At 62.1% G+C, this 24,802-nt stretch carries 21 protein-coding genes; 8 read left to right on the top strand and 13 right to left on the bottom strand.

All coding sequences use genetic code 11. From position 1 onward, the window contains the following. Nucleotides 1-2: 2 nt before the first annotated feature. Nucleotides 3-845, bottom strand: coding sequence for a helix-turn-helix domain-containing protein (locus tag NKK47_RS12840; RefSeq protein WP_352454605.1), 843 nt, complete (start codon nt 843-845; stop codon nt 3-5). A 236-nt stretch (nt 846-1,081) separates the two neighbouring features. Between NKK47_RS12840 and NKK47_RS12835 the strand changes: the two genes are divergently transcribed. Continuing rightward, entirely contained in the window at nt 1,082-2,083 is a 1,002-nt protein-coding gene (locus tag NKK47_RS12835) for a fatty acid desaturase (protein ID WP_502903553.1), read from the top strand. Nucleotides 2,084-2,166: 83 nt separating this feature from the next. After that, complete coding sequence (locus tag NKK47_RS12830) at nt 2,167-2,967, top strand: phosphate/phosphite/phosphonate ABC transporter substrate-binding protein (RefSeq protein ID WP_352454603.1); 801 nt, start codon at nt 2,167-2,169, stop codon at nt 2,965-2,967. Between the two features lie 109 nt (nt 2,968-3,076). Here NKK47_RS12830 and NKK47_RS12825 read toward each other — a convergent pair whose 3' ends face one another. The 5 genes from NKK47_RS12825 to NKK47_RS12805 form a co-directional block, all read right to left on the bottom strand. Further along, complete coding sequence (locus tag NKK47_RS12825) at nt 3,077-4,390, bottom strand: M24 family metallopeptidase (RefSeq protein WP_352454664.1); 1,314 nt, start codon at nt 4,388-4,390, stop codon at nt 3,077-3,079. A 25-nt stretch (nt 4,391-4,415) separates the two neighbouring features. Further along, nucleotides 4,416-5,993 (bottom strand): ArnT family glycosyltransferase, encoded by a 1,578-nt coding sequence (locus NKK47_RS12820; protein WP_352454602.1) that lies wholly within the window; start codon nt 5,991-5,993, stop codon nt 4,416-4,418. 88 nt (nt 5,994-6,081) lie between these two features. After that, nucleotides 6,082-8,667 carry a GcvT family protein gene (locus tag NKK47_RS12815; protein WP_352454601.1) on the bottom strand — a complete coding sequence of 862 codons (2,586 nt, stop codon included), beginning with the start codon at nt 8,665-8,667 and terminating at the stop codon, nt 6,082-6,084. Next, on the bottom strand, nt 8,664-9,167 hold the full coding sequence (locus NKK47_RS12810) for an endonuclease domain-containing protein (protein ID WP_352454600.1): 504 nt from the start codon (nt 9,165-9,167) through the stop codon (nt 8,664-8,666). Before NKK47_RS12810 ends, NKK47_RS12815 begins: the two co-directional genes overlap by 4 nt. Nucleotides 9,168-9,297: 130 nt before the next feature. Further along, entirely contained in the window at nt 9,298-10,875 is a 1,578-nt protein-coding gene (locus NKK47_RS12805) for a trimethylamine methyltransferase family protein (RefSeq protein ID WP_352454599.1), read from the bottom strand. 208 nt (nt 10,876-11,083) lie between these two features. Here NKK47_RS12805 and NKK47_RS12800 point away from each other — a divergent pair, with 208 nt between their 5' ends. The 3 genes from NKK47_RS12800 (at nt 11,084) to NKK47_RS12790 (ending at nt 16,023) form a co-directional block, all read left to right on the top strand. Further along, a complete protein-coding gene (locus NKK47_RS12800; protein WP_352577083.1) occupies nt 11,084-12,244 on the top strand; it encodes an MFS transporter in 1,161 nt (386 codons plus the stop codon). Nucleotides 12,245-12,339: 95 nt separating this feature from the next. Then, complete coding sequence (locus NKK47_RS12795; RefSeq protein ID WP_352577082.1) at nt 12,340-14,409, top strand: prolyl oligopeptidase family serine peptidase; 2,070 nt, start codon at nt 12,340-12,342, stop codon at nt 14,407-14,409. A gap of 234 nt (nt 14,410-14,643) precedes the next feature. Continuing rightward, complete coding sequence (locus NKK47_RS12790) at nt 14,644-16,023, top strand: aspartate aminotransferase family protein (protein ID WP_352577080.1); 1,380 nt, start codon at nt 14,644-14,646, stop codon at nt 16,021-16,023. 326 nt (nt 16,024-16,349) lie between these two features. Here NKK47_RS12790 and mmsB read toward each other — a convergent pair whose 3' ends face one another. Both mmsB and NKK47_RS12780 read right to left on the bottom strand, forming a co-directional pair. Continuing rightward, nucleotides 16,350-17,234, bottom strand: coding sequence for a 3-hydroxyisobutyrate dehydrogenase (mmsB, locus tag NKK47_RS12785; protein WP_352577078.1), 885 nt, complete (start codon nt 17,232-17,234; stop codon nt 16,350-16,352). Between the two features lie 147 nt (nt 17,235-17,381). Beyond that, complete coding sequence (locus tag NKK47_RS12780; protein ID WP_352577076.1) at nt 17,382-18,548, bottom strand: isobutyryl-CoA dehydrogenase; 1,167 nt, start codon at nt 18,546-18,548, stop codon at nt 17,382-17,384. Between the two features lie 152 nt (nt 18,549-18,700). On the opposite strand from NKK47_RS12780, the gene NKK47_RS12775 reads away from it, so the two are divergent. Both NKK47_RS12775 and NKK47_RS12770 read left to right on the top strand, forming a co-directional pair. After that, nucleotides 18,701-19,315, top strand: a complete 615-nt coding sequence (locus NKK47_RS12775) for a dimethylsulfonioproprionate lyase family protein (RefSeq protein WP_352577074.1) — start codon at nt 18,701-18,703, stop codon at nt 19,313-19,315. A gap of 1 nt (nt 19,316) precedes the next feature. After that, on the top strand, nt 19,317-20,786 hold the full coding sequence (locus tag NKK47_RS12770) for a cobyric acid synthase (protein WP_352577072.1): 1,470 nt from the start codon (nt 19,317-19,319) through the stop codon (nt 20,784-20,786). Between the two features lie 52 nt (nt 20,787-20,838). Here NKK47_RS12770 and NKK47_RS12765 read toward each other — a convergent pair whose 3' ends face one another. The 3 genes from NKK47_RS12765 to NKK47_RS12755 form a co-directional block, all read right to left on the bottom strand. Beyond that, on the bottom strand, nt 20,839-21,258 hold the full coding sequence (locus NKK47_RS12765) for a VOC family protein (protein WP_352577070.1): 420 nt from the start codon (nt 21,256-21,258) through the stop codon (nt 20,839-20,841). A gap of 73 nt (nt 21,259-21,331) precedes the next feature. Beyond that, complete coding sequence (locus NKK47_RS12760) at nt 21,332-22,159, bottom strand: helix-turn-helix domain-containing protein (protein ID WP_352577068.1); 828 nt, start codon at nt 22,157-22,159, stop codon at nt 21,332-21,334. A gap of 111 nt (nt 22,160-22,270) precedes the next feature. Beyond that, complete coding sequence (locus NKK47_RS12755) at nt 22,271-22,441, bottom strand: hypothetical protein (RefSeq protein ID WP_352451984.1); 171 nt, start codon at nt 22,439-22,441, stop codon at nt 22,271-22,273. A 153-nt stretch (nt 22,442-22,594) separates the two neighbouring features. Between NKK47_RS12755 and NKK47_RS12750 the strand changes: the two genes are divergently transcribed. Continuing rightward, nucleotides 22,595-23,026 carry a TerB family tellurite resistance protein gene (locus tag NKK47_RS12750; protein WP_352577066.1) on the top strand — a complete coding sequence of 144 codons (432 nt, stop codon included), beginning with the start codon at nt 22,595-22,597 and terminating at the stop codon, nt 23,024-23,026. Between the two features lie 173 nt (nt 23,027-23,199). On the opposite strand, the gene NKK47_RS12745 is transcribed toward NKK47_RS12750, so the two are convergent. Together NKK47_RS12745 and NKK47_RS12740 are read right to left on the bottom strand one after the other, a co-directional pair. Further along, on the bottom strand, nt 23,200-23,508 hold the full coding sequence (locus tag NKK47_RS12745) for an immunity 53 family protein (RefSeq protein ID WP_352577065.1): 309 nt from the start codon (nt 23,506-23,508) through the stop codon (nt 23,200-23,202). 818 nt (nt 23,509-24,326) lie between these two features. Continuing rightward, nucleotides 24,327-24,782 carry a CPBP family intramembrane glutamic endopeptidase gene (locus NKK47_RS12740; RefSeq protein WP_352577063.1) on the bottom strand — a complete coding sequence of 152 codons (456 nt, stop codon included), beginning with the start codon at nt 24,780-24,782 and terminating at the stop codon, nt 24,327-24,329. Nucleotides 24,783-24,802 lie beyond the last annotated feature (20 nt).

The raw sequence follows: 24,802 nt of genomic DNA, 5'->3' as shown, positions 1-24,802 counted from the left end.
GGTCAAAATCGCATCTCCGCCAGCTTTCGTGTGAAGCTGGCCGCTTCATGCGCGTTGACGTCCGCGGCACGGATCAGATTGTCGAAATGGCTGGTCAGGATGCGGATCGGCTGCGTGGCGTTCAGCACCAGATACATGTCGCCGACGTAAATGGCGGCGCGATAGGGTCCAAAGATGGTGTATGGGATCGAATAGCGCATCCGCCCGTCATAGAGAAACAGGCGGAAGGTGGGATAGAGGTCGTCGAGCAGCGTCGCCATATGGAGGAGCTGCTGGTGGCGGTCGGCCTCCGGAAAGCGGTCCCACACGCCCAGCCCACGCGAGAAGATCTCCAGCGTGTGGCGCGGCATACAGACTTCCATGTCGGTTTCGGGCCGGCGGTTATAGTCGATGCGGTACTGCGTTTCGCCGGCCTGTGCCTCGCGGCTCTTGTTGGCGATGACGGCTTCGTAGTCGACAAGCGCCTCGGTGCGCAGAAGGTCGGGAATGCCGGCCGGCACGTAGCGGATTTTCGTTCCCGCCGCCTCGGCATGCCAGCGAGCCAGCAGCGTGCGGTCGAAGCCGTCCGGCGCCTCCTCGATCTCAAGGCTCTCGCGGATTTCACCGGTGACGCCCTCATCGTGGCTGAGGCCGAGCAGCCAGTCGAGCGAGACTTTGAATTCGGCGGCGATGTTGAGCAGCGTTTCAGCACGGGGAAGGCGGGTCGAGGCGCCGGAGAGCAGCTGCGACAGTGCCGAACGGTCGATGCCAACCGCGGCGGCGAAGGCCGACTGGTTCAAATCGGACCTTGTCAAGAGCATTTTCAGGCGCTCGCGAAAGATCGTCGACAGGTCGCGCTTGTCCAAATCCCTACTCTCCCTGACGTAGCAAAATTTTGCGCCGAAGCGGTCTACATGGCGTTTCGAGCGCAAATGAATCTACGAGCTTGTTTACAATACATAACATATGCAGCTGAAAATGCGCAATCGCAACAGTTTGTGCGCTTTATCGCGTTGCGCCGACGCAACGCTCCTGACACAATGTTGTCAGGAATCAAACGGGTTCCGGCGACTGGAAGGCAGTGGTCGATAGCATGACGAGCATGGGCAACAAGCGACACGGCGCAGCGACCATCGAATGGCCGACCGTATTTCTCGCACTTCTCTGCTACGGCGGCTGGCTCGCTACCGGCTTCCTGCTCTGGCCCTCTTACCCGCTGCTGGCACTCGCCTTTCTGACCCTGATTGCGGCGCTGCAATCCTCGCTGATGCACGAGGTCCTGCACGGCCACCCAACCCGGAATGCGCGGCTCAACGAAGCCTTTGTGTTCCTGCCGATTGGCCTTGTCTGGCCGTTTCGCCGGTTCAAGACCATTCATCTGCGCCACCATGCAGACGAGCGCCTGACCGATCCGCTCGATGATCCCGAAAGCTATTACAAGGCTCTCTGGCAGCACGAGGAGCTGCCGTCGGCGATGAAATTCCTGCTGAAGGTCAACAACACGATGATCGGGCGTTTGGTGCTAGGCCCGTGGCTTTCCTGCATCGGCTTTTTCATCGACGACGCCAGGCAGGTTGCTGCGGGCGACAATTCCATCCGCAAGGCATGGCTGCTGCATGCGATCGGCCTCGTCGTGGTGCTGCCTGTCGTGCAGTTCGGCTTCGGCATGCCGTTATGGCTCTACATACTGGTGCCGGTGTGGCTTGGGCAGTCGCTGATTTCGATCCGCACCTACGCCGAGCACCAATGGTCTGAACATCCGGAAGGCCGCACGATCATCGTCGAGCGCTCGCCGCTGTCCTTCCTGTTCCTCAACAACAATCTGCATTTCGTCCATCACAAGAGCCCGACGGTGGCCTGGTACAGGCTGCCGAAGGTGTTTCGCGACCGCCGCGATGAATGGCTGCGGATGAACAATGGCTACGCCTATCCGAACTATTTCGCGCTGCTCAAGGCCTATGCCTTCAAGGCGAAGGAGCCGGTCGTCCATCCCGTGCTGCGGCGCATGCCGGAACCGGGACGCGCGTTCAAGCCGCGTGTCAGGGCACGCAGCCTCAATGGGCTTGGCAGTGCGCCGGTACCCGCCGAGCCGCCGAAAGAATGATTCTTGCGTTGTTGCAGGCGGTGCCGCGCGGACGACGCTTTCCTGACCTTGTCAATTTCCCCGCATAACGGTCAAATCCCGGCATGAGCGAATTCATTGCGGCTTTGCCGATGTACGACTGGCCGGAAGCGCGGGACGATGTCGACGCGCAATGGGCGCGGCTGCGCGATGCTTTCAGACAAAAAGGCATCGATGCGCCGGAGACGATCATCCGCCGCACCGGCGATTTGCCCCCCGTGCCTGGCGGTATTCGCGATGATCAGGGAAAACCCATCGCGCCCGATCCGGCGACATTGCCGCCGGACGAACTGGATTTTCACCAGCTCTGGCTGCATCCGGCGCTGCTCTTTGCGCAAACCTGCTGGGGACCGATGGAACTCGGCCTGTCGCAGCGTGTCCAGCTCGTCGGCCAGCCGCGTTACGACGCCTTCGAGGGTGGACAGGGCGAACTCTATTCGAGCGCCATCGTCATGAGGGCGGGCGAGGCACCGCCGGCAAGGGCGCCGGCCGACGGCGGTGCCGTCATTCCGCTCGATCAGCTTCGCAGCAAGCGCTTCACCTTCAACAGCCTCGATTCCATGTCGGGCATCATCGCGCCAGCCCGCGACCTGCAAGCATTGGGCGAGAGTTTGGATATCTTTTCCGCGCTGAGCGAAAGCTGTGGGCACCGTGCTTCGATCGTTGCCGTTGCCGAGGGCAGGGCGGACGTCGCGGCGATCGATTGCGAGAGCTGGGCGCTGGCGCAGAGTTTCGAGCCGGCGGCGCAGAAGGTGACGGTCGTCGGCTGGACAAGGCGGCGCAAAGGCTTGCCGTTCATCACGGCCAGGACAACGCCGGAAACGATCGTCGCTGCGATGCGCGAGGCGATCGCCGCGCTCGCATAGAGCGCGTCGCGTTCGGTCGGCCTCATGCGACGCGCTTTAGATTCTTGTTTTATGCATGTCGTTATCGCAAAGCCGCTGCACACTTTTGCGCGACATGCATTAGCGTCGCTCAGCCGCCAAGCAGCCGATTGTCGAGCGGGTAGGTCGAAAGCTTCTCGTTGCCGGTTTCAGTGATCAGGATCTGTTCTTCGATCTTGACGCCTTCGTAGCCGCCAAGCCGACCGATATAGCTCTCGACGCACAGCACCATGCCAGGTTCGAGCACTCCGTCCGGTGTGTCGTCGGTCCAGTCGCTAGCATGCGGCAAAGTCGGGTATTCGTCGGCAAGGCCGACGCCGTGATAGAGCACCCCGTAACGGGCCGGGAAGCAGTCTCCCGGTGGCACTGACGAGCCCTCGACGAGGTCGCGGAACGATACGCCCGGCCGCATCAGCTCGGTGTTGTGGGCGATCTGGTCGGCGGCGATGCGGAACAGGTCGCGCTGCTCCTGCGACGGCGGCGCGTCACCGCAAAGCCAGGTGCGCGAAAGGTCGGCGCAGAAGCCGTAAGGACCGATCAGGTCGGTGTCGAAAGCGACGAGCTCGCCGGCCTCGATCGTCCGCGACGAACACTCCTGGAACCATGGATTGGTGCGCGGACCCGACGACAGGAGCCGGGTTTCGATCCATTCGCCGCCGCGCGCGATGTTGCCGCGATGGAGTTCGGCCCACAATTCGTTCTCGGAGATGCCAGGCCTCAGCGCCTTCTCCATCTCGCCCATTGCCGCCTCGCAAGCGGCGATCGCCCGGCGCATGGCAAGGATTTCGTCGGGCGATTTGATCAGCCGCGCATTTTCCATCACCGCCTCGCCATTGCCGGTCGAGATGCCGAGGCGGGCGAGCTCTTCGATGCCCTCGGGATTGATGTGGTCGACTGCGATGCGGCGATTGCCGCCGCCATGTTCCAATACCAGGTCGGCGATGCCGGCTGCCCAGCGGCGGACTTTTTGACCGGTCAGCTCGCCGCTGTACAGATAAGCCCACGACACCGCCGGCCGCACCTCGTCGACGACGCCGGAATGATCGGAAAGGTGCTCGCAGGAGAAATAGTCGAACAGCACCACCGGGCCATCGGTGGCAACGAAACAATGCCTGGTCCGATTGTGTGCGACCCAGAGCTGCATGTTGGTTGCGTCGGTGGCATAGCGGATATTGACCGGATCGTAGAGCAGGGCTCCCGCATAGTCGCGGCGCTTCAGCTCGGCGCGGATGCGCTCGAGCCGGTATCGGCGCATGGCGGGCAGGTCAGGAGCAGCAATGCCCGCCGCCTGCCATTCGGCTTCCGCCAGCGCTCCATAGCCCAGCGCATGCTGGTTGAGTTCAGTGGCCTTCAGCTGCGATTTTTTGCGCAGCACATCATTCGAGCCGTCGGGCTCGAACGGCATGATCTTGCGGTGATGACGGGGCCGGTCAGTCGGGTTCCTGTCCACCCTCGGCTCCTCCGCTAACGCCTTCCTTGGGCGCCGTGGCTTCTCCCACCGCCATTCTCTTCAATCTTACATAGGCGCCGGCCCGGGCGGACTTGCCGGTGCCGCGCAACAGCGGAACCATCATTTGCCGTGGTTGGCCGTCCGGCTCATAGCCGGCCGCTTTGAGCTGCTCCAAAATGACCGGACGCGGATCGTCTCGGTCAAGCCAGACGAGTACGGCCGGCTCCTGCATCAGCGTTTCGAAATTAGGCACTTCCTGGTCAAGTGCGACCAGTTTTTCGTCGACCAACCGCAGGTTTCCGACCCATGCACCATCAGATATTGCGGTTTTGACCGGTCCGTCCGCAGTCAGTTGGCGATAGAGGGCGGGGTAATCCACGCGGATCATCCGCGAGAGGCCACTGGTCCCGTTTACCTGGACGTACCAGGTGGCGGGCGCGAGCAGCACGGCGATGATCGCTCCAGCCGCGATCACCAGGAGCTGCGCATTCCTGCCGCGCGGCGCCAGCCGTTCCATGGTGGCGACGATGGCCAGCGGCAACATGAACAGGACCGGCAGCAGCCAGCGGTCCTTGACCACCGTCACGCCGGTGGCAAGTACAAGTATTGCCAGCATGGCCAAGCCGAGCGCCAAGGTACGCCACAACAGAATTTCCCGGGCCGGACCTTCCGGATGCCGCTCCGAGAAACGGAACTTCGCCAGCCAGAAAGCCAGGGCGGAAACGAGCACGGGCAAGACCGCGAAATTGAAGGTGCCCATGATAAACTTGCCGGCGCCGACAAAGGCCGCCGCCACGCGCCCTTGTTGCGCGTCTATTCCGAACTTTTCGCCTCTCGACAATAAATCGGCGGGATGCATGAGGCTCCAATAGGTGGTTGGCGCCAGCACCAATATCGCGACCGCTATGCTGATGGCGAACTTCGGATCGAGGATCGCGCTGCGCCATTCGCGCAGCGACAGCACGGCCGCAACAAGGGCCACCACGAGGAAGACATCATTATATTTGGCAAGAATTGCCGCCGCGGTGGCCAAGCCAAACGCCGCATAGGCGATCATGCTTCGCCGCTCGAGAAGATAGGCCATGGCCAGCAGGAGCAGCGAGCAGAAGCCGACGACGGCGACGGAATGCGACAAGGCGCGCTGCGATTCCCAGACGATCTGCGGGATCGTAAACAGGCCGAACATGGCCGCCGCCGCTGTCGCTTTGGTGTAGCCGAACCGCCGCATGGCGGCGAACACGCTGCAGGCGGCAAGGAACAGCACGGAGTATTTGACGAGCTTCAGCGTGAAGATACTGGTGCCGAAAACATGCGCGGCCAGCCAGTTGATCCAGGTGTACAGGGGTGGTTGCGAGCCGCCATATCCAGCCCAGAGATACGGAACATAGATCAGCTGCTCCGCATCATCGATGCCGACGCCGGTTCCCGCCCAAGAGCTCAACAGGGACAGTATGATGGTCTGCAAGGCAAAGTAAGCCGCGACCATGACGATCGCCGCCGGGAACGGGCCGATCCGTCCCTCGGCCAGCCACTCGGCCCATCTCAGATTGTACTTCAATGAAATCTCATCGCCCTTGCCAGCAGAGTGTTGCCGGCTGCGCTAGCATGAAGAGTATGCTCCGCACAATGCGACCGGCTGGCTGCGCCTACGTCCTCATCTTTTCGCCGCTCGGGTCGAAGGGCGGCTCGACATTGATGCGTGCCGGCCGCCGTTGCCCGAGGATTTCGATCTCGAACAGCCCGGCGCTCTCGTTCTCGGCAAGCGCTGCCGGTACATAGCCTTGCGCCATCGACTTCTCGACATAATGCGCATAGCCGCCGGAGGTGACCCAGCCGACCACGCGCCAGTCGCCGTCGACGATGCCGCGCACGGCAGACGCGCCTTCGGCGGCGTTCGAGCCGCGCACTTCCTTGCCGCCCGCGTCGAAGCGCGGCGCGCCATAGCCATGCGGCTTTTCCACGGTGCCGTAATCCTTGCCGCCGACCTTGGCCCAGATCGGCTCGTCGCCCATGACGTCTGCATCCGCGGCATCGACGATGAAGGAGACACGGCGCAGTTTCGGCCCTTCTGCCTGTTCCTTGGCCGCTGCTTCCCGGCCGATGAAGTCGTTCTTCTCCAGCTTGATGAAGCGGTCCATCGAGCCTTCGAACGGTCCGTAGATCGGACGTAGCTCGCGGAACCAGGTCGGGAAGTTCTTCTCAAGGCGCATAGAGAGCAAAGCCCGCATGCCGAAATCGACAAGCCCAAACTCTTCGCCAGCCTCCTTGATCGCCTTGTAGACCAGGCGCTGGTAGGCAGGCGCCATCCATATCTCGTAGCCGAGGTCGCCGGTGTAGGTGATGCGATTGACCATGCAAGGCGCGCCGCCGACCGCCATTTCGCGGAAATCCATAAAGCGGAAGGCCTTGGTCGAGATGTCGACATCGACCAGTTTCTGCAGCAGGTCGCGGGATTTCGGCCCGGCGATGGAGAGACCGACCAGCGTCTGGTCGAAGCGGTGGATGCGGATGCTTCCATCCTTCGGCAGATGCTTCTCGAACCAGCGCATGTGGTATTTTTGCGCTGCCGAAGAACCCCAGATCATGAAGCGTTCTTCCCCACCCCTTGGGCCCGCCTTGGCGATGGTGAAGTCCCCGATCAGCCGGCCGAACTCGTTCAGCATGGGCGTCAGCACGATGCGGCCGGTGTTCGGCATGCGATTGGTCATCAGACGGTTGAGGAAGTCCTCGGCCCCGGGCCCGGAGACTTCGTATTTGGCGAAGTTGGCGATCTCGGTGACGCCGACCCTCTCGCGGGTGGCGCGCACCTCCTCGCCGATCGGGCGGAAATCATTGGAGCGGTGGAAGGACACGACGTCCTTCGGCTCCGAGCCTCTCGGCGCGAACCAGAGCGGGGTTTCGAGACCCCAGCTGTCGCCCATGACGGCGTTGTTGGCGAGCATGGTGTCGTAAAGCGGGGTCGTCTGCGCTGGTCTTGCCGCCGGTAATTCCTCGTTGGGAAAGCGGATGGAGAAGCGGCGTGAATAATTTTCGCGGACCTTTGCGTTGGTATAGCGCAGCGTTGCCCATTCGCCGAAGCGCGCAACGTCCATGCCCCAGACGTCGAAGCCGGGGTCGCCTTGGACCATCCAGTTCGACAGCGCCAGGCCGACGCCGCCGCCCTGGCTGAAGCCGGCCATGACGGCGCAGGCGCACCAGAAATTGGTCAGGCCCTGCACCGGGCCGACCAGCGGGTTGCCGTCCAGCGCGAAGGTGAAGGGGCCGTTGATGATCTGCTTGATGCCGGCCTTTTCGATGCCGGGGAAATGCTTGAAGCCGATCTCGAGCGACGGCGCGATGCGGTCGATGTCGGGCTGCAGCAGCTCGTGGCCGAAATCCCACGGCGTGTTGACCGGCGACCACGGCTTGCAGGCCTTTTCATAGGTGCCGAGCAGGATGCCGTTGCGTTCCTGGCGGGTATAGATCTCGCCCTTGAAATCGAGCACGCCAATCATCTCGCGGCCGGTCGACTTGTTGAATTCCTCGACCTCCGGCATCGGCTCGGTCAGGAGATACATGTGCTCCATGGCCAGCACCGGCAGTTCGACGCCGACCATGCGACCGATCTCGCGCGCCCACAGGCCGCCGCAGTTGACCACATGCTCGGCTTTGACTGTGCCTTGCTCAGTGACGACGTTCCAGGTGCCGTCGACCTCCTGCGTCAGTTCCACGACGCGGTTGCGCAGTACGATCTCGGCGCCTAGCTTCCTGGCGGCCTTGGCATAGGCATGGGTGGTGCCGGAAGGGTCGAGATGGCCCTCGACTGGATCCCACATGGCGCCGACGAAATTCGTCTCGTCCATCAGCGGGAACATCGCCTTGGCTTCGGACGGCGTGATCAGTTCGGTGTCCATACCGAGATAGCGGCCCTTGGCGTGGGCGAGCCGCAAGAAGTCCATGCGCTCGGGCGTGTCGGCCATCATCACGCCGCCGGTCAGGTGCAGCGAGCAGGATTGGCCGGAAATCTCCTCGATCTCTTTGTAGAGCTGCACCGTATAGGCCTGCAGCTTGGCGACGTTGGGATCGCCGTTCAGCGTATGGAAGCCGCCCGCCGCATGCCAGGACGAGCCGGAAGTGAGCTCCGAACGCTCGATCAGCATGATGTCGGTCCAGCCAGCCTTGGCCAGATGATAGAGCACCGAGCAGCCAACGACCCCGCCGCCGATGACAACCGCTTTTGCATGAGATTTCATGAAGATAGATCCGTTTTTGAAGAGATTGAATCGAGTGAGCGGGGCGCGAAAACAAAGCGGAGATCGGATACAGCGATGTTTCCGGCCAGCCTGCCATCAAGCGCGGCAAGAATGGTTTCACAGACGGAAGTACGATGTTTCAGGACGTCATGGTTCCAAAGACGCAGGATCGAGTAGCCTTGGGCGCGCATGAAATCATCGCGGCGGCGGTCATATGAACTGCCGGCGTGCTGTTGTCCGTCGATTTCAACAACAAGCCATTTTTCGCCGCAGACGAAGTCTGCAAAAAAGGCGCCGATGGAGAACTGACGCGTAAAGCGATAGCCGCCAAGCTTGTGCGCCTTTAGTTCAAGCCAAAGCAGTGCTTCCGCCTGGTTGCCTGCTTGCCTGAGTTTTCGTGATCGCTGCGTTGTACCTATTTTGCGGCGACTGCGCGTTTCATGAACGGCTTCCCCCACTCCGTCGCTGCTTCGCAGCGCCACCTCTCCCACCTCCGCCACCTCTCCCACCTCCAGAGGGAGAGGAAGGGGGCTGGCTGGAATAAGGTCGCGCCCTTCCTCTACCCCGTCGATCAGGGGAGAGGTGTCGAGCGAAGCTCGACGGAGTGGGGGTCGACTACTCATCAGATGATCAGAAATCGGTCGGCGCGCCGCCTTCGGCCCGGCGCTTGTCGACGAAGGCGTTGAGCTCCTCCCGGATTGCCGGATCCATGTAGGGCTCTTCATAGGACGCCAGCCGTTCCTTCCAGACGCGATTGGCCTTTTCGAGTGCCGTCGGCGACCCGGCCTCCGCCCAAGTCTCGAAATTGCGCCAGTCCGAGATAATAGGCGCATAGAACGCGGTCTTGTAGCGGTCCTGCGTGTGCTGGGTGCCGAAGAAATGGCCGCCGGGGCCGACCGACTGTATGGCGTCGAAACCGAGTGCTTCCTCGGAAAGATCGAGCGGCGTCAGGAACTCGGCGACCATCTGCAACAGGTCTATATCGAGGATGGTCTTCTCATAGGAGCAGCGCAGGCCGCCTTCGAGCCAGCCGGCGGCATGCATCATCAGATTGCCGCCGCCCTGGATGGCGCCCCACAGCGAGAACACGCTTTCATAGGCGGCCTGCGCATCGACCGTGTTGGCTGCGCAGGTGTTGGAGGTGCGGTAGGGGATGTTGTAGCGGCGGGCGAGCTGCCCGCCGACCAGCTGCGCCTTCATATATTCCGGCGTGCCGAAGGCCGGCGCGCCGGACTTCATGTCGACATTCGAGGTGAAGCCGCCGTAGCCGACAGGCGCGCCCTTGCGCACCATCTGCGCGAAGGCGATGCCGGACAGCGCCTCGGCATTCTGTTGCACCAGCGCGCCGGCAATCGTCACCGGCGCCATGGCGCCGGACAGGGTGAAGGGCGTCACGATGACCACCTGACCCTTGCTCGACATCTGGATGATGCCTTCCATCATCGGCACGTCGAGCTTGAGCGGCGAATTGGTGTTGATGATGGTGAATACCGACGGCTCTGCAAGCAACTGCTCATGGCTGATGCCACGTGCGATCCTGGTGATCTCGATGCCGTCGACGTTGCGCTCCTTGCCGAGCGAATAGATGTGGAACATCTTGTCGGTCAGCGTGGCGAGGTCACGGATGCATTCAAGGTGGCGGACGGACGGATGGATGTCGATCGGCTCGACCGGATAGCCGCCCGTGCAGTTCAATATGTTGTGCATCTGCGCAAGCTTGAGGAAGTTGCGGTAGTCCTGCTGGTTGCCCGGCCGGCGGCCGCGGTCGACGTCGGAGCAATTGGGCGCCGACGCCATCATCGAGATGATCAGATTATCGCCGCCGAAGCGCACGTTGTGCGCCGGGTTGCGGGCGTGGATGGTGAATTCCGGCGGGCAGTGCGCAACCAGTTCCAGGATCATGTCGCTGTCGAAGCGCACCCGCTCGCTGCCTTCGCGGACATCGGCGCCATGCGCCTTCATAATGCGCCGGGCTTCGTCATGCAGCACGTCGACGCCGATTTCCCGCAGCACGCGCAGAGAGGCGAGGTGGATAGATTCCAGCTCGTCGTCGGAAACCAGCCGGGTCGGCGCCAGCGGGTTCTTCAACTGCCGAAACGGAGGCTGCTCGAACGCCGCCGATCCGCCGGCACGCTTTCCCGCGCGGCCGCCGCGACGGGCGCGGTCGTTTGCCAATGCAGGTTCGGCGGGCTGAAGGGCGGCGGTCATGATAGTCCTCGTACGCTGCGGCAATGCGGCGGCATAATGGACTGCCGGTCGGCCAGCCATTGCGGAGGCGGCGACCACTAGGACGAGGGAAGCGACATGCCTGAAGGGCAGCCGGAGGGATCGTCAGGCTCTTATCTCTTCCGGCTGGCGCAAGCGGTTTTCGTTGCCGGTGCTTACCGCGATGAAAGCGAAACGCTAGTCCTGCATCATGGACCGGGCCGAACAGGACAGCGGCGAGACAGTGCAATTGGCGGCGATCACCGGCGTGATCGCCACCGTTTCGGTGTTCGCCATCGCGCAAGGGCTGAGCTATCCGCTGTTGAGCTTCATCCTGCAGCGCCAGGGCGTCTCGCCGGCCATGATCGGCCTGTCGGCGGCAATGACGCCGATCGGCTTCATCGTCTCGTCGCCGCTGGTTCCGGCGCTGGCACGGCGTTTCGGGGCAGGGCGCACCGCGCTTACTTGCGCGGCACTTTCCGCGCTGGTGCTGGCGCTGATCGGCTGGACGCAAAATGTCTATCTGTGGTTTCCTCTGCGCTTTTTGATCGGCGCCGTCACCAACCCGCTCTACGTGCTGAGCGAAGTCTGGGTGATCGCACTGGCGCCGCCGGCACGCCGCGGCCGCGTCATGGGCATCTATTCGACCATCATTTCGGCGGGCTTTGCGGCGGGGCCGCTGTGCCTGCTTGCGGTCGGCACCGAGGGATGGCCGCCGTTTCTCGTCGGCATCGCCGCATTCCTGTTTTGCGGCGCCTGCCTCGCCTCGGTGCTGGCACGGCTGCCCAAGGTCGACGAGAGCGGCCACCGCGTTTCGGTGCTGGGGTTCGTGCCGCAGGCGTGGCTGCTGTTATCGGCGGTGATCGTGGCCGCCGGTTTCGAACAGGCGGTGCTCGCCTTGCTGCCGGTCTATGGAACGCATTACGGCATTGCGGAAGCGCGCATGTCGGCGCTGCTGTCGGTGATGATCGCCGGCAACATCGCTATGCAGGTGCCGCTCGGCCTGCTGGCGGAACGACTGACGGCGCGGCTGGTGCGGTTCATCTGTGTTTCGATGACGGTGCTCGGATGCGTTCTGTTGCCGGTTCTCATCGAGACGCCGCTGATCTGGCCGTGCGTCTTCATCTGGGGCGCGGTTTCCTACGGCATTTACACGATGTCGATCATTGAACTCGGCGAGCGGTTCACCGGCTCGGCACTGGTCGCCGGCAACGCCGCCTTCTCGCTGATGTGGGGCGTCGGCGGCATCGCCGTGCCGCCGCTGGCGGGCAGCGCCATGGATGTTGTTGGCGCCGGCGGCCTGCCAATGACGCTCGGTGCCATTTGCCTGGCGCTGGCAGTTGTAACGGTCATTCGAAGACGGATGGTGTGAATGCCAGAAAGCCGCCGTTTCTGACGAATGACTTGAATGTAAGCGGCCCCATGTCGATCTTGGCTATGTCGCCACCCGACTCAACCGGAGACCTCATGACCAAATCGAATACCAAGGGCCAGCCGGGTTCGGCGGCCGAAGACCCGTTTCTCTGGCTTGAGGACAGGAGGGGCAAGCAGGCGCTCGACTGGGTGCATCACCAAAATGCAGTTACGGTCGGGGAGCTGCAGGGTGATCCGTCCTATCAGACGTCGTTCGAGACGGCGCTCGACCTGATGACAGCCGAGGATAACATCGCCGTCGGGGCCGCTATCAACGGCTATGTCTATAATTTCTGGCAGGACCGGACGAACGTACTCGGCCTCTGGCGGCGCACCACCGTCGCCTCCTACAAGACCGACAAGCCGGAATGGCAGACGATCATCGACTTCGACAGTCTGGCGGCGAAAGAGGGGGTGAAATGGGTGTTCAGCGGCGCCAGCCGGCTCTACCCCGACTTCAGCCGCTGCCTGCTCAACCTGTCGCCGGATGGCGGCGATGCCAGCGAGATGCGCGAATTCGATATCGAAAGCAGATCGTTCGTCGATGGCGGCTTTCGCGCTCCTGCCTCGAAATCGAGGTTTAGCTGGCTGGACGAGGACACGGTTATCGTTTCCGCCGCCTTCGAGGAGGACGACAAGACCCAGTCCGGTTATCCGCGCGTGGTCAAGCTTTGGCGGCGCGGCACGCCACTGGAAGCGGCGATGCCGATCTTCGATGCGCTGAAGCAGGATCTTGCCGCCGGCGGGTCCGTCGAATTCGACGGCGACAAGCGTCATGTTTTCCTCGCCCGGACCATCGACTTCTTCGCCTCGCACAGTTTCCTGCGGCTGCCTTCCGGCGAGAACAGGCGCATCCCGTTGCCGGACGACGTCACCGATACAGCGCTGTTCAAGGGCCAGCTCGTCTTCGGCGTGCGTACCCCGTGGACTGCGCCGGACGGCACGCTGTGTAAGCCCGACGGACTCTATTCACTCGATTTCGAGCGCTGGATCGAAACCGGGCTATTCAGATCCCTCGATACCGTGCTCGAGCCGGCGCACCGTGTCTCGATCGCCGGTATTGCCCGCACGCAGGACCGGCTGTTCATCAATTTGATGGACAATGTGCGCGGCAAGGTCGTCGCCGGCAAGCGCAGCGACAGCTGCTGGGAGTTCAAGCCCGTGGCGTTGCCCGAAAACGGCAATGTCGGCATCAGCCATGCCGAGCATTTCGGTTCCAGCGTCTCCTTCTCCTTCACCGATTTCCTGACGCCGAGCTCGATCATCTGGTCGGACGACAACGCCGCGGGGCTGGCAACGGTGAAGTCGCAACCGGCGCGTTTCGATGCGTCGTCCCTGGTCTCCGAACAGTTCGAGGCGCGCTCGAAGGACGGCACGATGATCCCGTACTTCGTCGTCAGGAGGCGCGACTTGCATGGACCCGTGCCGACATTGCTTTACGGCTATGGCGGCTTCGAAGTGCCGCTGCTGCCCGGCTATGCCGGCGTGCGCGGCAGGCTGTGGCTGGAGAAGGGCAATGCCTATGTGCAGGCCAACATCCGCGGCGGCGGCGAGTTCGGCCCGAACTGGCATCAGGCGGCGCTCAAGGCCAATCGCCAGAATGCCTTCGACGATTTCGCCGCGGTCGCGCAAGATCTGGTCAAACGCGGCATCGCCACGCCCGCCACGCTGGGCATCCAGGGCGGATCGAATGGTGGCTTGCTGACCGGCGTCTCGCTGACCCAGCACCCGGAATTGTTCGGTGCAGTGATCATCGACGTGCCGCTGCTCGATATGCTGCGCTACACCGAACTGCCGCCCGGCGCGTCATGGATGGCCGAGTATGGCGATCCGGCGAAGCCGGAAGAGGCAGCCTGGCTCGCCGCCTATTCGCCCTACCAGCATGTAGACACGGATGCAGCCTATCCGCCGGTGTTGCTGACGACCTCGACCGCCGACGATCGCGTCCATCCCGGGCATGCGCGCAAAATGGCGGCACGGCTGCAGGCGGCCGGCCACGGCAAGACGCTGTTCTTTGAGGAGACCGAGGGCGGCCATGGCGGACGCGGCGATCGGCGGCCGCAGGCCGCACAGGCGGCGATGAAGTACGTCTTCCTGCAGCGGGCCCTGACTGGCACCAATTGACCGCTTGACCGGCACGGCTTGAACTGAGGGCTCGAGGCAGCCTAAGGTGCATGCATGGCTCGGCTGGCGAAATCGGGTTGCGCATTTGGGGTGGCGGTGACGCCGTCGTCGCGCACGCTACGCGCCGAGCTGTTGCGGCTCTGCGCTCGCATCGGCTATTCGCCGCCCGTTGTCCTCTGACGAATCCGCCCCGGCGCGAAAGCTGCCGGATTGGTTCAAGAGGAAAGACCAGACATGACCTACCAGAATTATTCGCTGAAGCAGCTTCAGCAGATCGATGCCGCGCATCACCTTCATCCGTTCACCGACCACAAAGAGATGCGCGAGATCGGCTCGCGCATCATCACCCACGCCAACGGGCCGTTCATCTATGATGCCGAAGGGACGGAAATCCTCGACGGCATGGCTGGGCTGTGGTGCGTCAATGTCGGCTATGGCCGCGACGAGCTTGCCGACGCCGCCTACGCCCAGATGAAGGAATTGCCCTACTACAACTCTTTCTTCAAATGCTCGACGCCGACGCCGGTTCTGCTGTCGAAAAAGCTGGCGGAGATCGCGCCAAGGCACATCAACCAGGTGTTCTACGGCTCGTCCGGTTCGGAGGCCAACGACACGGCGCTGCGCCTGGTCCGTCACTATTGGGTGCTGGAAGGCAGGCCCGAGAAGAACCGCATCATCTCACGCAAGATGGGCTACCACGGCTCGACCATCGCCGGCGCCTCGCTCGGCGGCATGGATTTGATGCACAAGCAGCTCGGCGGCGCCGTGCCCAACATCGTCCATGTGATGATGCCCTATGCCTATGAGCTCGCACTGCCCGGCGAAAGCGACCATGATTTCGGCCTGCGCGCGGCAAAAGCGGTCGAGGACGCGATCCTCGAAGCCGGCGCCGACAAGGTGGCCGCCTTCATCGGCGAGCCGGTGATGGGGGCAGGCGGGGTGAAGATCCCACCGATGAGCTATTGGCCGGAGGTGCAGCGCATCTGCCGCAAATACGATGTCCTGCTGATGCTGGACGAGGTCATCACCGGATATGGCCGCACAGGCGAGTGGTTCGCCGCACAAGCCTTCGATGTCGAGCCCGACACCATCACCACGGCCAAGGCGCTGACCTCTGGCTATCAGCCGCTGTCGGCGCTGCTGGTCGGCGACCGCATCGCGGCGACGCTGGTCGAAAAGGGCGGCGAATTCTATCACGGCTACACCTATGCCGGGCATCCGGTGGCCTGCGCGGTGGCGCTGAAGAACCTCGAGATCATCGAGCGGGAAGGCTTGGTCGAGCGCGTGAGGAACGACACCGGGCCTTACTTCGCCAGGGCGCTGCAGGAACGCCTCGGCGGCCACGATCTGGTCGGCGAGGTGCGCTCGTTCGGGCTGATGGGGGCGATCGAGATCGTCAAGGACAAGGTGACCAAGGAGCGCTTCCTGCCGGCCGGCAGCGCGGCGGTGATGGTTCGCGACCACGCGATTGTCCAGGGCATGATGCTGCGCGCTACCGGCGACACGATGATCCTGTCGCCGCCGCTGATCTGGACGCGTGAGACGATCGACATGGCCTGCGACCGCATCGCCACGGCGCTCGACCTGGCGCAAGCAGATTTGCGCAAGCATTAGGGAGGCGATCGCCGGGCGCTCCATGTCGGGCGCCCGGCGTTTGAATGGGCGCTCGCCAGGCGAGGATGCGAAAACGCAAAAACCGCGCTCCATCGGAACGCGGCTTTGCCAGATACGCATGGCGCTTCGCCAACAATACACTTGCGAAACTAACGGCGGAACTTACGGGCTCCGGTACGCGAGACCTGATCCGGAGCGCCGGGCGGATGTCCGCCTCGCAATCCGTTTTAAACGCATATCGTTACTGCAGGGTTAGCAAGAGCTTAAGCAAACCTAAATTTGCCGGCTTTCCGCTTTGGGCAGATCGAAACCTGTGAACTTGGAGCTTACGCGGGGTCACCACGGAGGAAATTAATGATGCCGGAAAAATCCGCGCCGGCATTCCCTTGTGCGTTGAACAGCGCATAGAGCTGGGCTGCCTCGGCGCCGAGCGGCGTTGCTGCACCGACGCTCTGTGCGGCCTCCTGTGACAGTTTGAGGTCCTTCAGCATCAGTGCCGCGGCAAACCCCGGCTTGTAGCCTGTGTTGGCGGGCGATGTCGGCACCGGGCCGGGCACCGGGCAATAGGTGGTCAGCGACCAGCACTGGCCGGACGAGGTCGAGGCGACGTCGAACAGCGCCTGGTGCGACAGGCCGAGCTTTTCCGCCAGCACGAAGGCCTCGGCAACGCCGATCATCGAAATGCCCAAAATCATGTTGTTGCAGATCTTCGCCGCCTGTCCGGCGCCGTCGTCGCCGCAATGAACGATGCGGCCGGCCATCGGCTTGAGGATTGGTTCGGCCTTGGCGAAGGCATCCTTCGAACCGCCGGCCATGAAGGTCAGCGTGCCGGCCGCCGCACCGCCCGTGCCGCCGGAGACCGGCGCGTCGATCGACAGCAACCCGTGCTTGGCGGCGATGGCATGGGCCTTTCGAGCCGACTCGACATCGATGGTCGAGGAATCGATGAACAGCGCGCCTTTTTTCGCCTTGGCCGCGATGTCTGCGTAAACCGACAGAACATGCTTGCCGGCCGGCAACATGGTGATGACCACATCGGCATCCTTCACCGCCGCAACGGCATTGGCCATGACGACGACGCCGTGCTCCCTGGCAATGACGAGGTTCTCCGGCACCAGGTCGAAGCCGTGCACGGCATACCCGGCCTTGACCAGGTTGGAGGCCATCGGATTGCCCATATTGCCGAGGCCGATGAAGGCGATGGTGGTCATAATGGCGCTCCGTGAGTGGAATAGTGAATAGTGAATAGTTAGTAGTCAGTAGTCAGTAGTCAGTAGTCAGTAGGGATCATGTATTACTCATGGTCTATATGATAGCCTCACCATTCACCATTCACTGTTCACTATTCACTAAATTCTCTATCGTCCGATCAGGGCGCGAGCGACGATGACGCGCATGATCTCGTTGGTGCCTTCGAGGATCTGGTGGACACGCAGGTCGCGCACCAGCTTCTCGATGCCGTAATCGTGCAGATAACCATAGCCGCCGTGCAGCTGCAGGGCGTCGTTGGCGACATTGAAGCCGGTGTCGGTGACGAAGCGCTTCGCCATCGCCGACCATTTTGAGGCATCCGGCGCGTTGCGGTCGAGCTTCGAGGCGGCGGTGTAAAGGAAAACGCGCGCTGCCTGCAGTTCGGTCTCCATGTCGGCAAGCTTGAACTGCAGCGCCTGGAACTGGTTGATCTTCGAGCCGAAAGCCTTGCGCTCGGCGGTGTAGGCGAGCGCCTTGTCGAGTGCCGATTGCGCGCCGCCGAGCGAGCAGGCAGCGATGTTCAACCGGCCGCCATCGAGCCCGGCCATGGCGATGCCGAAGCCGGCGCCTTCTGCCGACAGAAGGTTTTCCGCCGGCACCTTGCAGTCCTCGAAGACGACCTGGCGGGTCGACTGCATGTGCCAGCCCATCTTGTGCTCGTTGGCGCCGAAGGAAAGGCCGGGCGCATCGTTCGGCACGACGAAGGTGGAAATGCCTTTCGGCCCGTCGGCGCCGGTGCGCGCCATGACGACATAGAGGTCGCTGTCGCCGGCACCGGAGATAAACTGCTTGGCGCCGTTCAGCACATAATCGCCGCCGCTCTTTGTCGCGCGCGTCTTCAGCGCAGCCGCATCTGATCCCGAGCCCGGCTCGGTCAGGCAGTAGCTGGCCAGCCATTCCATCGAGGTCAGTTTCGGCAGGAAGCGCCGGCGCTGTTCGTCGCTGCCGAAGCGGTCGATCATCGATGCCGCCATGTTGTGGATCGAGATGAAGGCGGAAAACGCCGGATCGGCACGCGAAAGCGCCTCGAAGATCAGCACGGCGTCGAGCCGGCCGAGCCCCGAGCCGCCGACGTCGTCGCGGACATAGATGCCGCCAAGGCCGAGCGGACCTGTCTCGCGGATCACATCGGCGGGGAAATACTTGTTGCGATCCCAGTCGAGTGCATTCGGCGCCACACGGTCGGCGGCGAAGGCTTGCGCCATCTCCTGGATGGCGCGCTGGTCTTCGTTGAGTTCGAACTGGCTGGTGCCCGCATCGACAGCGGCGTCCATGGCGTGCTCCCTGATGTTTCCGGCCTGCTGGCCTGTCGTTTTTGGCTTTGCGCGCCGTCCAATCTAGACCAATGATGCCGCCGCGCAACCCGATCCGTCTAGATCCAACTATCTGCGCAGCCGCTGTGCGCGAATGCGCTTTGGAGCAAAGTGTGACGACAAATTTCGACGAACTGCTTGGATGCTTCCATGCCTATCTCCAGACGTTCGATGATGCGCTGGTGCGCGACGCCGTGGCCCGAATCGGCTGGGACATGCCAGGCCGGCCGCTCGAACCGCATGCACTGCCTTGTCTCCTTCAGCTCGACCGTATCGTCGAACTCGCTCCCGCTGCGGCCAAGCCGCTGGCGCGGCTGGTTGCGGAGCGTCGCGGCGATCTGCGCTGGGGGCAAACCTATGGCGAGGCGGATTTCGGCAAGGTTTTCATCGACAATTACGGCTGGCTGGAGGTGTTCGGTACACGCGGGCATTTCGTCAATGAAGAGGTTGCGGCCGGCCTGCTGATCCTTGGACCCGACATCGTCTACCCCGATCATCACCATGTCGCGGAGGAGATCTACATCCCGCTGACCGGCGGCACCGAATGGCGCATGGGCGACGGCGGTTTTCGCCTTCGAGCGGCGGGCGAGGTGATCCATCATGCCTCTGACATCAACCACGCCATGCGCACCGGCAAGGAGCCGCTGCTGGCGCTCTATCTCTGGCGCGGCGGGCCGCTGGCGGCCAAGTCGACGATCACCGGAACCGTTGCGCAGGGCAGGGACTGATATGGCCAAGGCGATCATGCTGCAGGGCACGGGTTCGGATGTCGGCAAGACGGTGCTCGTCGCCGGTCTGTGCCGCGCGGCGAAGAAGCGCGGCTTGAAAGTGCGGCCGTTCAAGCCGCAGAACATGTCGAACAACGCCGCTGTCGCCGATATTCCAGGCGATTCAGGCGGCGGCGAGATCGGCCGCGCGCAATGGCTTCAGGCGATCGCCTGTGGCGTGGCACCGACCGTCCACATGAATCCGGTGCTGCTCAAGCCGCAGACCGATGTCGGCGCTCAAGTCGTCGTGCAGGGCAAGGTGTACGGCGAGGCGCGGGCGCGCGACTACCAGGCGCTGAAGGGCCGGCTGATGGATGCGGTGCTGGACTCCTGGGCGACGGTCGGCGAGGACGCGGACCTGGTCATTGTCGAGGGCGCGGGATCGCCGGCCGAGATCAATCTCAGGAGCCGCGACATTGCCAATATGGGCTTTGCGACGCGCGCCGGCGTGCCGGTGATCCTGGTCGGCGATATCGATCGCGGCGGCGTCATCGCCTCGGTCGCCGGCACCCATCTGATCCTGCCGGACAAGGACCGGCGCATGATCGTCGGCTACCTCATCAACAAGTTCCGTGGCGACGTCTCGCTGTTCGAAGACGGCATCAAGGCGATCGAAAAATTCACCGGCTGGCGCTGTTTTGGCGTCGTGCCGTGGCTGAAGGCGGCGGCGCGGCTGCCGTCGGAAGATTCCGTCGTGCTCGAACGACTGGCGTCCGGCGAGAAGCGCGCGCTGAAGGTTGCCGTGCCGATGCTCTCGCGCATCGCCAATTTCGACGATCTCGACCCGCTCAAGGCCGAACCGCAGGTCGAGGTGGTGTTCGTGCCGCCTGGTGAGCGCTTGCCCGAAGATGCGGGTCTGGTGATCATTCCCGGCTCGAAGTCGACGATCGGCGATCTCCTGAAATTGCGCGAGAACGGCTGGGACCGCGACCTTGCCGCGCACAGGAAACGCGGTGGCCACATCGTCGGCATTTGCGGTGGCTTCCAGATGCTCGGCCGTAGCGTGCGCGATCCCGACGGCATCGAGGGCAGCGTTACCGAGACACAAGGGCTTGGCCTGCTCAACGTCGAAACAGTGATGGAGCCGGAAAAGACGGTGCGCAATATCAGCGCGCGCTCGGTGCCGTTCGATCTGCCGCTCGAGGGCTACGAAATCCATCTCGGCCGCACCACCGGTCCGGATACGCTGCGGCCGTCCGCCGTTATCAACGGCGTCGATGACGGCGCCATCTCGGCCGACGGCAAGGTATCGGGCACCTATATGCACGGGCTGTTTTCCGCCGACGCCTTCCGGGCGAAATTCCTCGAAAGCCTCGGCGTCAAAGGCGGCGGCATCGACTACCGCGCCGAGGTCGAACGGGCACTGGACGAGATCGCAGCCGAGCTGGAAACCCACCTCGACTGCGACGCGATTTTTGGGCTGGCGCGTTAGATACTTTGCTTGAGCATGATCTTGTCCGAAAACCGGTCTCCACTTTTCGGGATCATGCTTTCTCGTCAGCCTTCGGCCAGTAGGTGCCGAACGACCAGACATTGCCTTCCGGATCGCGGCAGATGAATTCGCGGCTGCCATAGTCGCGGTCGGTGAGTTCTTCCAGAATCTCGGCGCCGGCGGTCTTTGCCCGCGCGTATGCCGCGTCTGCGTCAGCGACCGCAACGTAGATCGACTTGCCGCCGCCCGAACCCGGCGCGCCGACCATCTTGCCATAGGCGTCGTCGCGCGCCGTGCCGAGCATGATGATCGAGGACCCGAACGCGAGTTCGGCGTGGTGCACCACGTCGCCTTCGCCATGGCGGGCGCGAACGCTGAAGCCGAAGGCCTCGCACAGCCAGTCGATCATCTTGCCGGCATTCCTGTAGCGCAGCGCCGGATAAAGCCGAGGTGGTTCAGTGGTGTTCGGCATGGCTGATCTCCTTCAGCGGGTTGGTCGATCAACCCAGTCTGCGCGAAGGCCGGTTGCGCGTCTTGAAGAAATGTTACCTCACGGCGACAGTGGTCGGGGTGACGCCTGCGAGGTCGCGAAACTCGCGCACCAGATGCGCCTGGTCGGCATAGCCGCAGTCTGCGGCGATGTCGGCCCAAGCGCTGTTGGCTTGTCTCGACAGGCCAAGCGCATGGTTGAAGCGGACAATTCGCGACAGCGTCTTGGGTCCAACGCCGATCGCATCCGAAAATTTTCCGGCGAGATGCTTGCGGCTCCAGCCAAGCTTTTCGGCCAGCGTCGAGATGCGGGTCCGCCCACGCGTCGAGACGATCGTCTCATAGGCCCAGACTATGTCGGCTTGAGTGCGGTCTGCGGTTGCCAACCGATCGGCGACGAAGGCCTCGGCGATGGCAAAGCGTGAGCTCCAATCCGGCGCATTGCCAAGCCTTTCGCGAAGCGCGATGCCTTCGACGCCGAGCACGTCATCCAGGCCGACCATGCGGTCGGTCAGTTCGCTCATCGGCCGTCCGAAGAAGCGACGAGCGCCGAGCGGGCTGAAATTGATCTGCACACAGCAGGCGCCGCCGAAGGATTCGATCACTACCGGCCCGGCATAAAGGCCGGCGGCAAAACTGGCGAAGCGGTCATTGTCGCCCGGGTCATGGCCGAGCCTGATGGCAAAGGGTTCGGCAAAGCTGATGACCAGCGGCACGGTCAGCGAGGCATATTCGATGGCGCGGAAATGGCCTGGCATGGTTTCGCGAAAGCCGCATATGTCGGTGACGGCGCCCTGAAGCCGATGGCTCGGCGCGCGCCGCACCATCTCGAACCGATCGAGGCCTGGGCTTTCGTGGCGGCTGCCGTCTTCGCTGTCGGGCATGCGCTTTCCTTCCGCCACGCGACTTTAACAAAGCATCCGTCGGAATCAAAAGCGGCCCGCTTTTTGCCGGGCGCTCCGCGGTGGCTGTGGGTGGTAATTGTCTGGACGTGTTTAGGCGCCGCGCATCAGGCAGCCGGCGGCCAGCACGATGTAAGCGATGACGACAATCCACACAGCAGCCAAAGGGATGAACGCAAGGACGCCAAGCGCGGCGAGAACGCCGATAATGGCGATAACAAGGGATATAATGAAAATAAGCTGGGTAGGCGCACTGAGATTCATGTTCGGTCCCTCCTCAACATGATTCGTACAACGGCATAGTATCAGGCGCGCGGTCACACACCAATGAGCGCACGCAGGCGGCTTTTCCACCATCGCACCCCGTTTGCGCCAAGCCGATTCCGCGCTACCTTCCCGACGAATCGGAAGGGGCTGATGGCGATGGGATTGCTGGACCAGATACGCTCGATCTTCGACGGCGACCCCGGCGTGCGCAAGGTCGCGGACGATCCGGTGCTGTCGGCGGAATTGCTGATGCTGTTCCGTATGATCCTGGCCGACGGATCGGTCAGCGAAAGCGAAATGACCGTCTTCAGGCGTATTTGCCGGGACGCCTTCGGCATTCCGGAAACCAGCATCGACAGCGTCATCGAATATCTCAACGAATTCGGCTACGAGACCAACGGCTCGCAGGCCGTCGCGCAGTTCCGCGACCTCGACGTCGAACGGCGCAAGCTGCTCGCCCGCCACATGGCCGAAATCGCCAAGGCCGATTCGCAACTCGCCGGGAGCGAAATGCAGCTGTTGCGCCGCACGCTCGACCTGCTCGACATCAGCCCGGCCGACGTGGTCAAGCCGCAAGGCTGAGGCATCGGCTGACTGTTGACGTTCTGAACGTCACTTTGTCTGTCATAGGCCAATCCTCCAAGGATGGCCTGTCACAGAAATTACCGTGTCTCACTTACGGGGTGCAGTCCAGCACTGTCACCGTAGTTCCCGTTTTCTGGCGAAAAAAATCTTGAGGCATCTAATTGCTCTATTTACCTTTGCGTATCCATCGCAAACTTTTTAAACTCTTCGACAATCTTCAACAAGTTCCTTGCCCCTCCAAATCCCTTGAAAGTACCGTCCTTTACTGTTACAAAAGACCAATCTATTTCGTCGCCATACTGAAAGCTTACGTCTGTAAACTTTCTTCCATAGAGCTGCGTCCCGTGCAAATCTATTGAAACTTCCCATCCAGGGTTGTCGATCGTATCAATTTTTATGCCGTATTGGTGTTCCCAATCGCCGTTGCACTGCCCTTGGTACCACTCCTTTAACCACTCGAGCATTGATAGGTCGACCATTAGCCCCTCCTGTTAGTCGTTTGGAACAGAGGGAGATTTATCGCCTCCTTTGTTGGGGGACTAGGCGAAGGCGACAAAGTGCACCCGTCACCCCATCCCCTAATTCGTCACCGCAATTTAGAAAAGTTCGCCGGCAAAGTCCCGTCGCGCAATCAGATGTCGTTCAGGCCGAAAGCTGGCGTCCTGTAGCCTTGGGAGAAGGACAATGCCCTCGAAGTAGTCACGTATGCCACGTCTCACAGTCGAAGCCGCTACAATCTCCATGATCTGACTTCATTTACTTATTGAATTATCCACTATTATTATGTTATCCTCGCCGTGATAGACAAAGCTCTCCGGAGAAATCCCGCGCTCAATTACTCGCGATATGCGAATCTCAGATCTGTCAGAGAATATAATGGAAACCCGTCCGGAGTCGGTGACAACGTCAATAATATTGATAGACTGCATGTATGCCAGGATAGAGCATGAAATTTTGGTATTTACTGCGATGGAACCTCTCTCAAGTACGATCATGATACTGCCGTTTTCGTACTTAATTGATCGAAATTCTTTTCCAATGAGATTTTCCTTTAGGTAGTCCATATGACGTTTACCCTCTCGCGTTCAGTTTGGAATGTGTGCGAATTGACGTTCCCTTGAACTCGCCCCCCCGGAAGGTACCAAAAGTGGGCCCCGGTGTAAGGGTTCAGAGATTGTCTGGCAGGACTTGAACTGCCGCACTCGGGTTTGTCGCGTTCATCATTCTCAGATTCGTCGTTTCCTTGGTCCGGCAGCTTTGCTCCGCTCCGCGTCAAGCCCTTCACTTCGTGCGGCATTCATGCAAGCCCGAACGCCAGGACCAGGAAGCCCATCGCTCCGAACCCGGCGTGGATAACCATCCCGGCCCATGTGCTGCGACGCCGCTGGACGACATAGGGCAGCAGCAACGTGATCGGCACAAGGGTCAACAGGACTTGCCAGGGGAAGGCAGCGTGGAACAGCAACCACGGGATCCCATTGACCAGCCAAGCCCGCCTGCCGAAGGCAATCTCTTGCCGCGGCAGCGCGAAACCCCGCCAGACAAACTCTTCCCCAACGATGTTCAGCACAAAAAACGGAAGCCACGCGCCGAGAATCCAGTATCGGCCGGGACCGAGCGGCTCGAAAGCCATGAACGAGGGATTAAAATTCTTCCCGTCTTGCAGCATCCGGAGCGCGGCGCCAATGCCGCCGGTCAGCACGCCGACGGCCGCCAGCCCTCCAACAGCCCAGAGCCAGTCGCCGCCATTCATCGGGCGAAGCCATAGTCGCG

This window comes from Mesorhizobium sp. M0019, from assembly GCF_040323975.1.
Taxonomy (GTDB): Bacteria; Pseudomonadota; Alphaproteobacteria; order Rhizobiales; family Rhizobiaceae; genus Mesorhizobium.
This window is presented reverse-complemented; position numbering and strand designations above follow the sequence as displayed.

Bases quoted from the DNA above. Each gene is read 5' to 3' on its own strand.
- NKK47_RS12755 (WP_352451984.1), bottom strand. From the start codon at position 22,441: ATGAATCTCAGTGCGCCTACCCAGCTTATTTTCATTATATCCCTTGTT.
- NKK47_RS12745 (WP_352577065.1), bottom strand. From the start codon at position 23,508: ATGGTCGACCTATCAATGCTCGAGTGGTTAAAGGAGTGGTACCAAGGG.
- NKK47_RS12770 (WP_352577072.1), top strand. From the start codon at position 19,317: ATGGCCAAGGCGATCATGCTGCAGGGCACGGGTTCGGATGTCGGCAAG.
- NKK47_RS12795 (WP_352577082.1), top strand. From the start codon at position 12,340: ATGACCAAATCGAATACCAAGGGCCAGCCGGGTTCGGCGGCCGAAGAC.
- NKK47_RS12825 (WP_352454664.1), bottom strand. From the start codon at position 4,390: ATGCCGTTCGAGCCCGACGGCTCGAATGATGTGCTGCGCAAAAAATCG.
- NKK47_RS12760 (WP_352577068.1), bottom strand. From the start codon at position 22,159: ATGCCCGACAGCGAAGACGGCAGCCGCCACGAAAGCCCAGGCCTCGAT.
- NKK47_RS12780 (WP_352577076.1), bottom strand. From the start codon at position 18,548: ATGGACGCCGCTGTCGATGCGGGCACCAGCCAGTTCGAACTCAACGAA.
- NKK47_RS12830 (WP_352454603.1), top strand. From the start codon at position 2,167: ATGAGCGAATTCATTGCGGCTTTGCCGATGTACGACTGGCCGGAAGCG.
- NKK47_RS12805 (WP_352454599.1), bottom strand. From the start codon at position 10,875: ATGACCGCCGCCCTTCAGCCCGCCGAACCTGCATTGGCAAACGACCGC.
- NKK47_RS12750 (WP_352577066.1), top strand. From the start codon at position 22,595: ATGGCGATGGGATTGCTGGACCAGATACGCTCGATCTTCGACGGCGAC.
- mmsB (WP_352577078.1), bottom strand. From the start codon at position 17,234: ATGACCACCATCGCCTTCATCGGCCTCGGCAATATGGGCAATCCGATG.
- NKK47_RS12790 (WP_352577080.1), top strand. From the start codon at position 14,644: ATGACCTACCAGAATTATTCGCTGAAGCAGCTTCAGCAGATCGATGCC.
- NKK47_RS12800 (WP_352577083.1), top strand. From the start codon at position 11,084: ATGGACCGGGCCGAACAGGACAGCGGCGAGACAGTGCAATTGGCGGCG.
- NKK47_RS12815 (WP_352454601.1), bottom strand. From the start codon at position 8,667: ATGAAATCTCATGCAAAAGCGGTTGTCATCGGCGGCGGGGTCGTTGGC.
- NKK47_RS12835 (WP_502903553.1), top strand. From the start codon at position 1,082: ATGGGCAACAAGCGACACGGCGCAGCGACCATCGAATGGCCGACCGTA.
- NKK47_RS12740 (WP_352577063.1), bottom strand. From the start codon at position 24,782: ATGAATGGCGGCGACTGGCTCTGGGCTGTTGGAGGGCTGGCGGCCGTC.
- NKK47_RS12765 (WP_352577070.1), bottom strand. From the start codon at position 21,258: ATGCCGAACACCACTGAACCACCTCGGCTTTATCCGGCGCTGCGCTAC.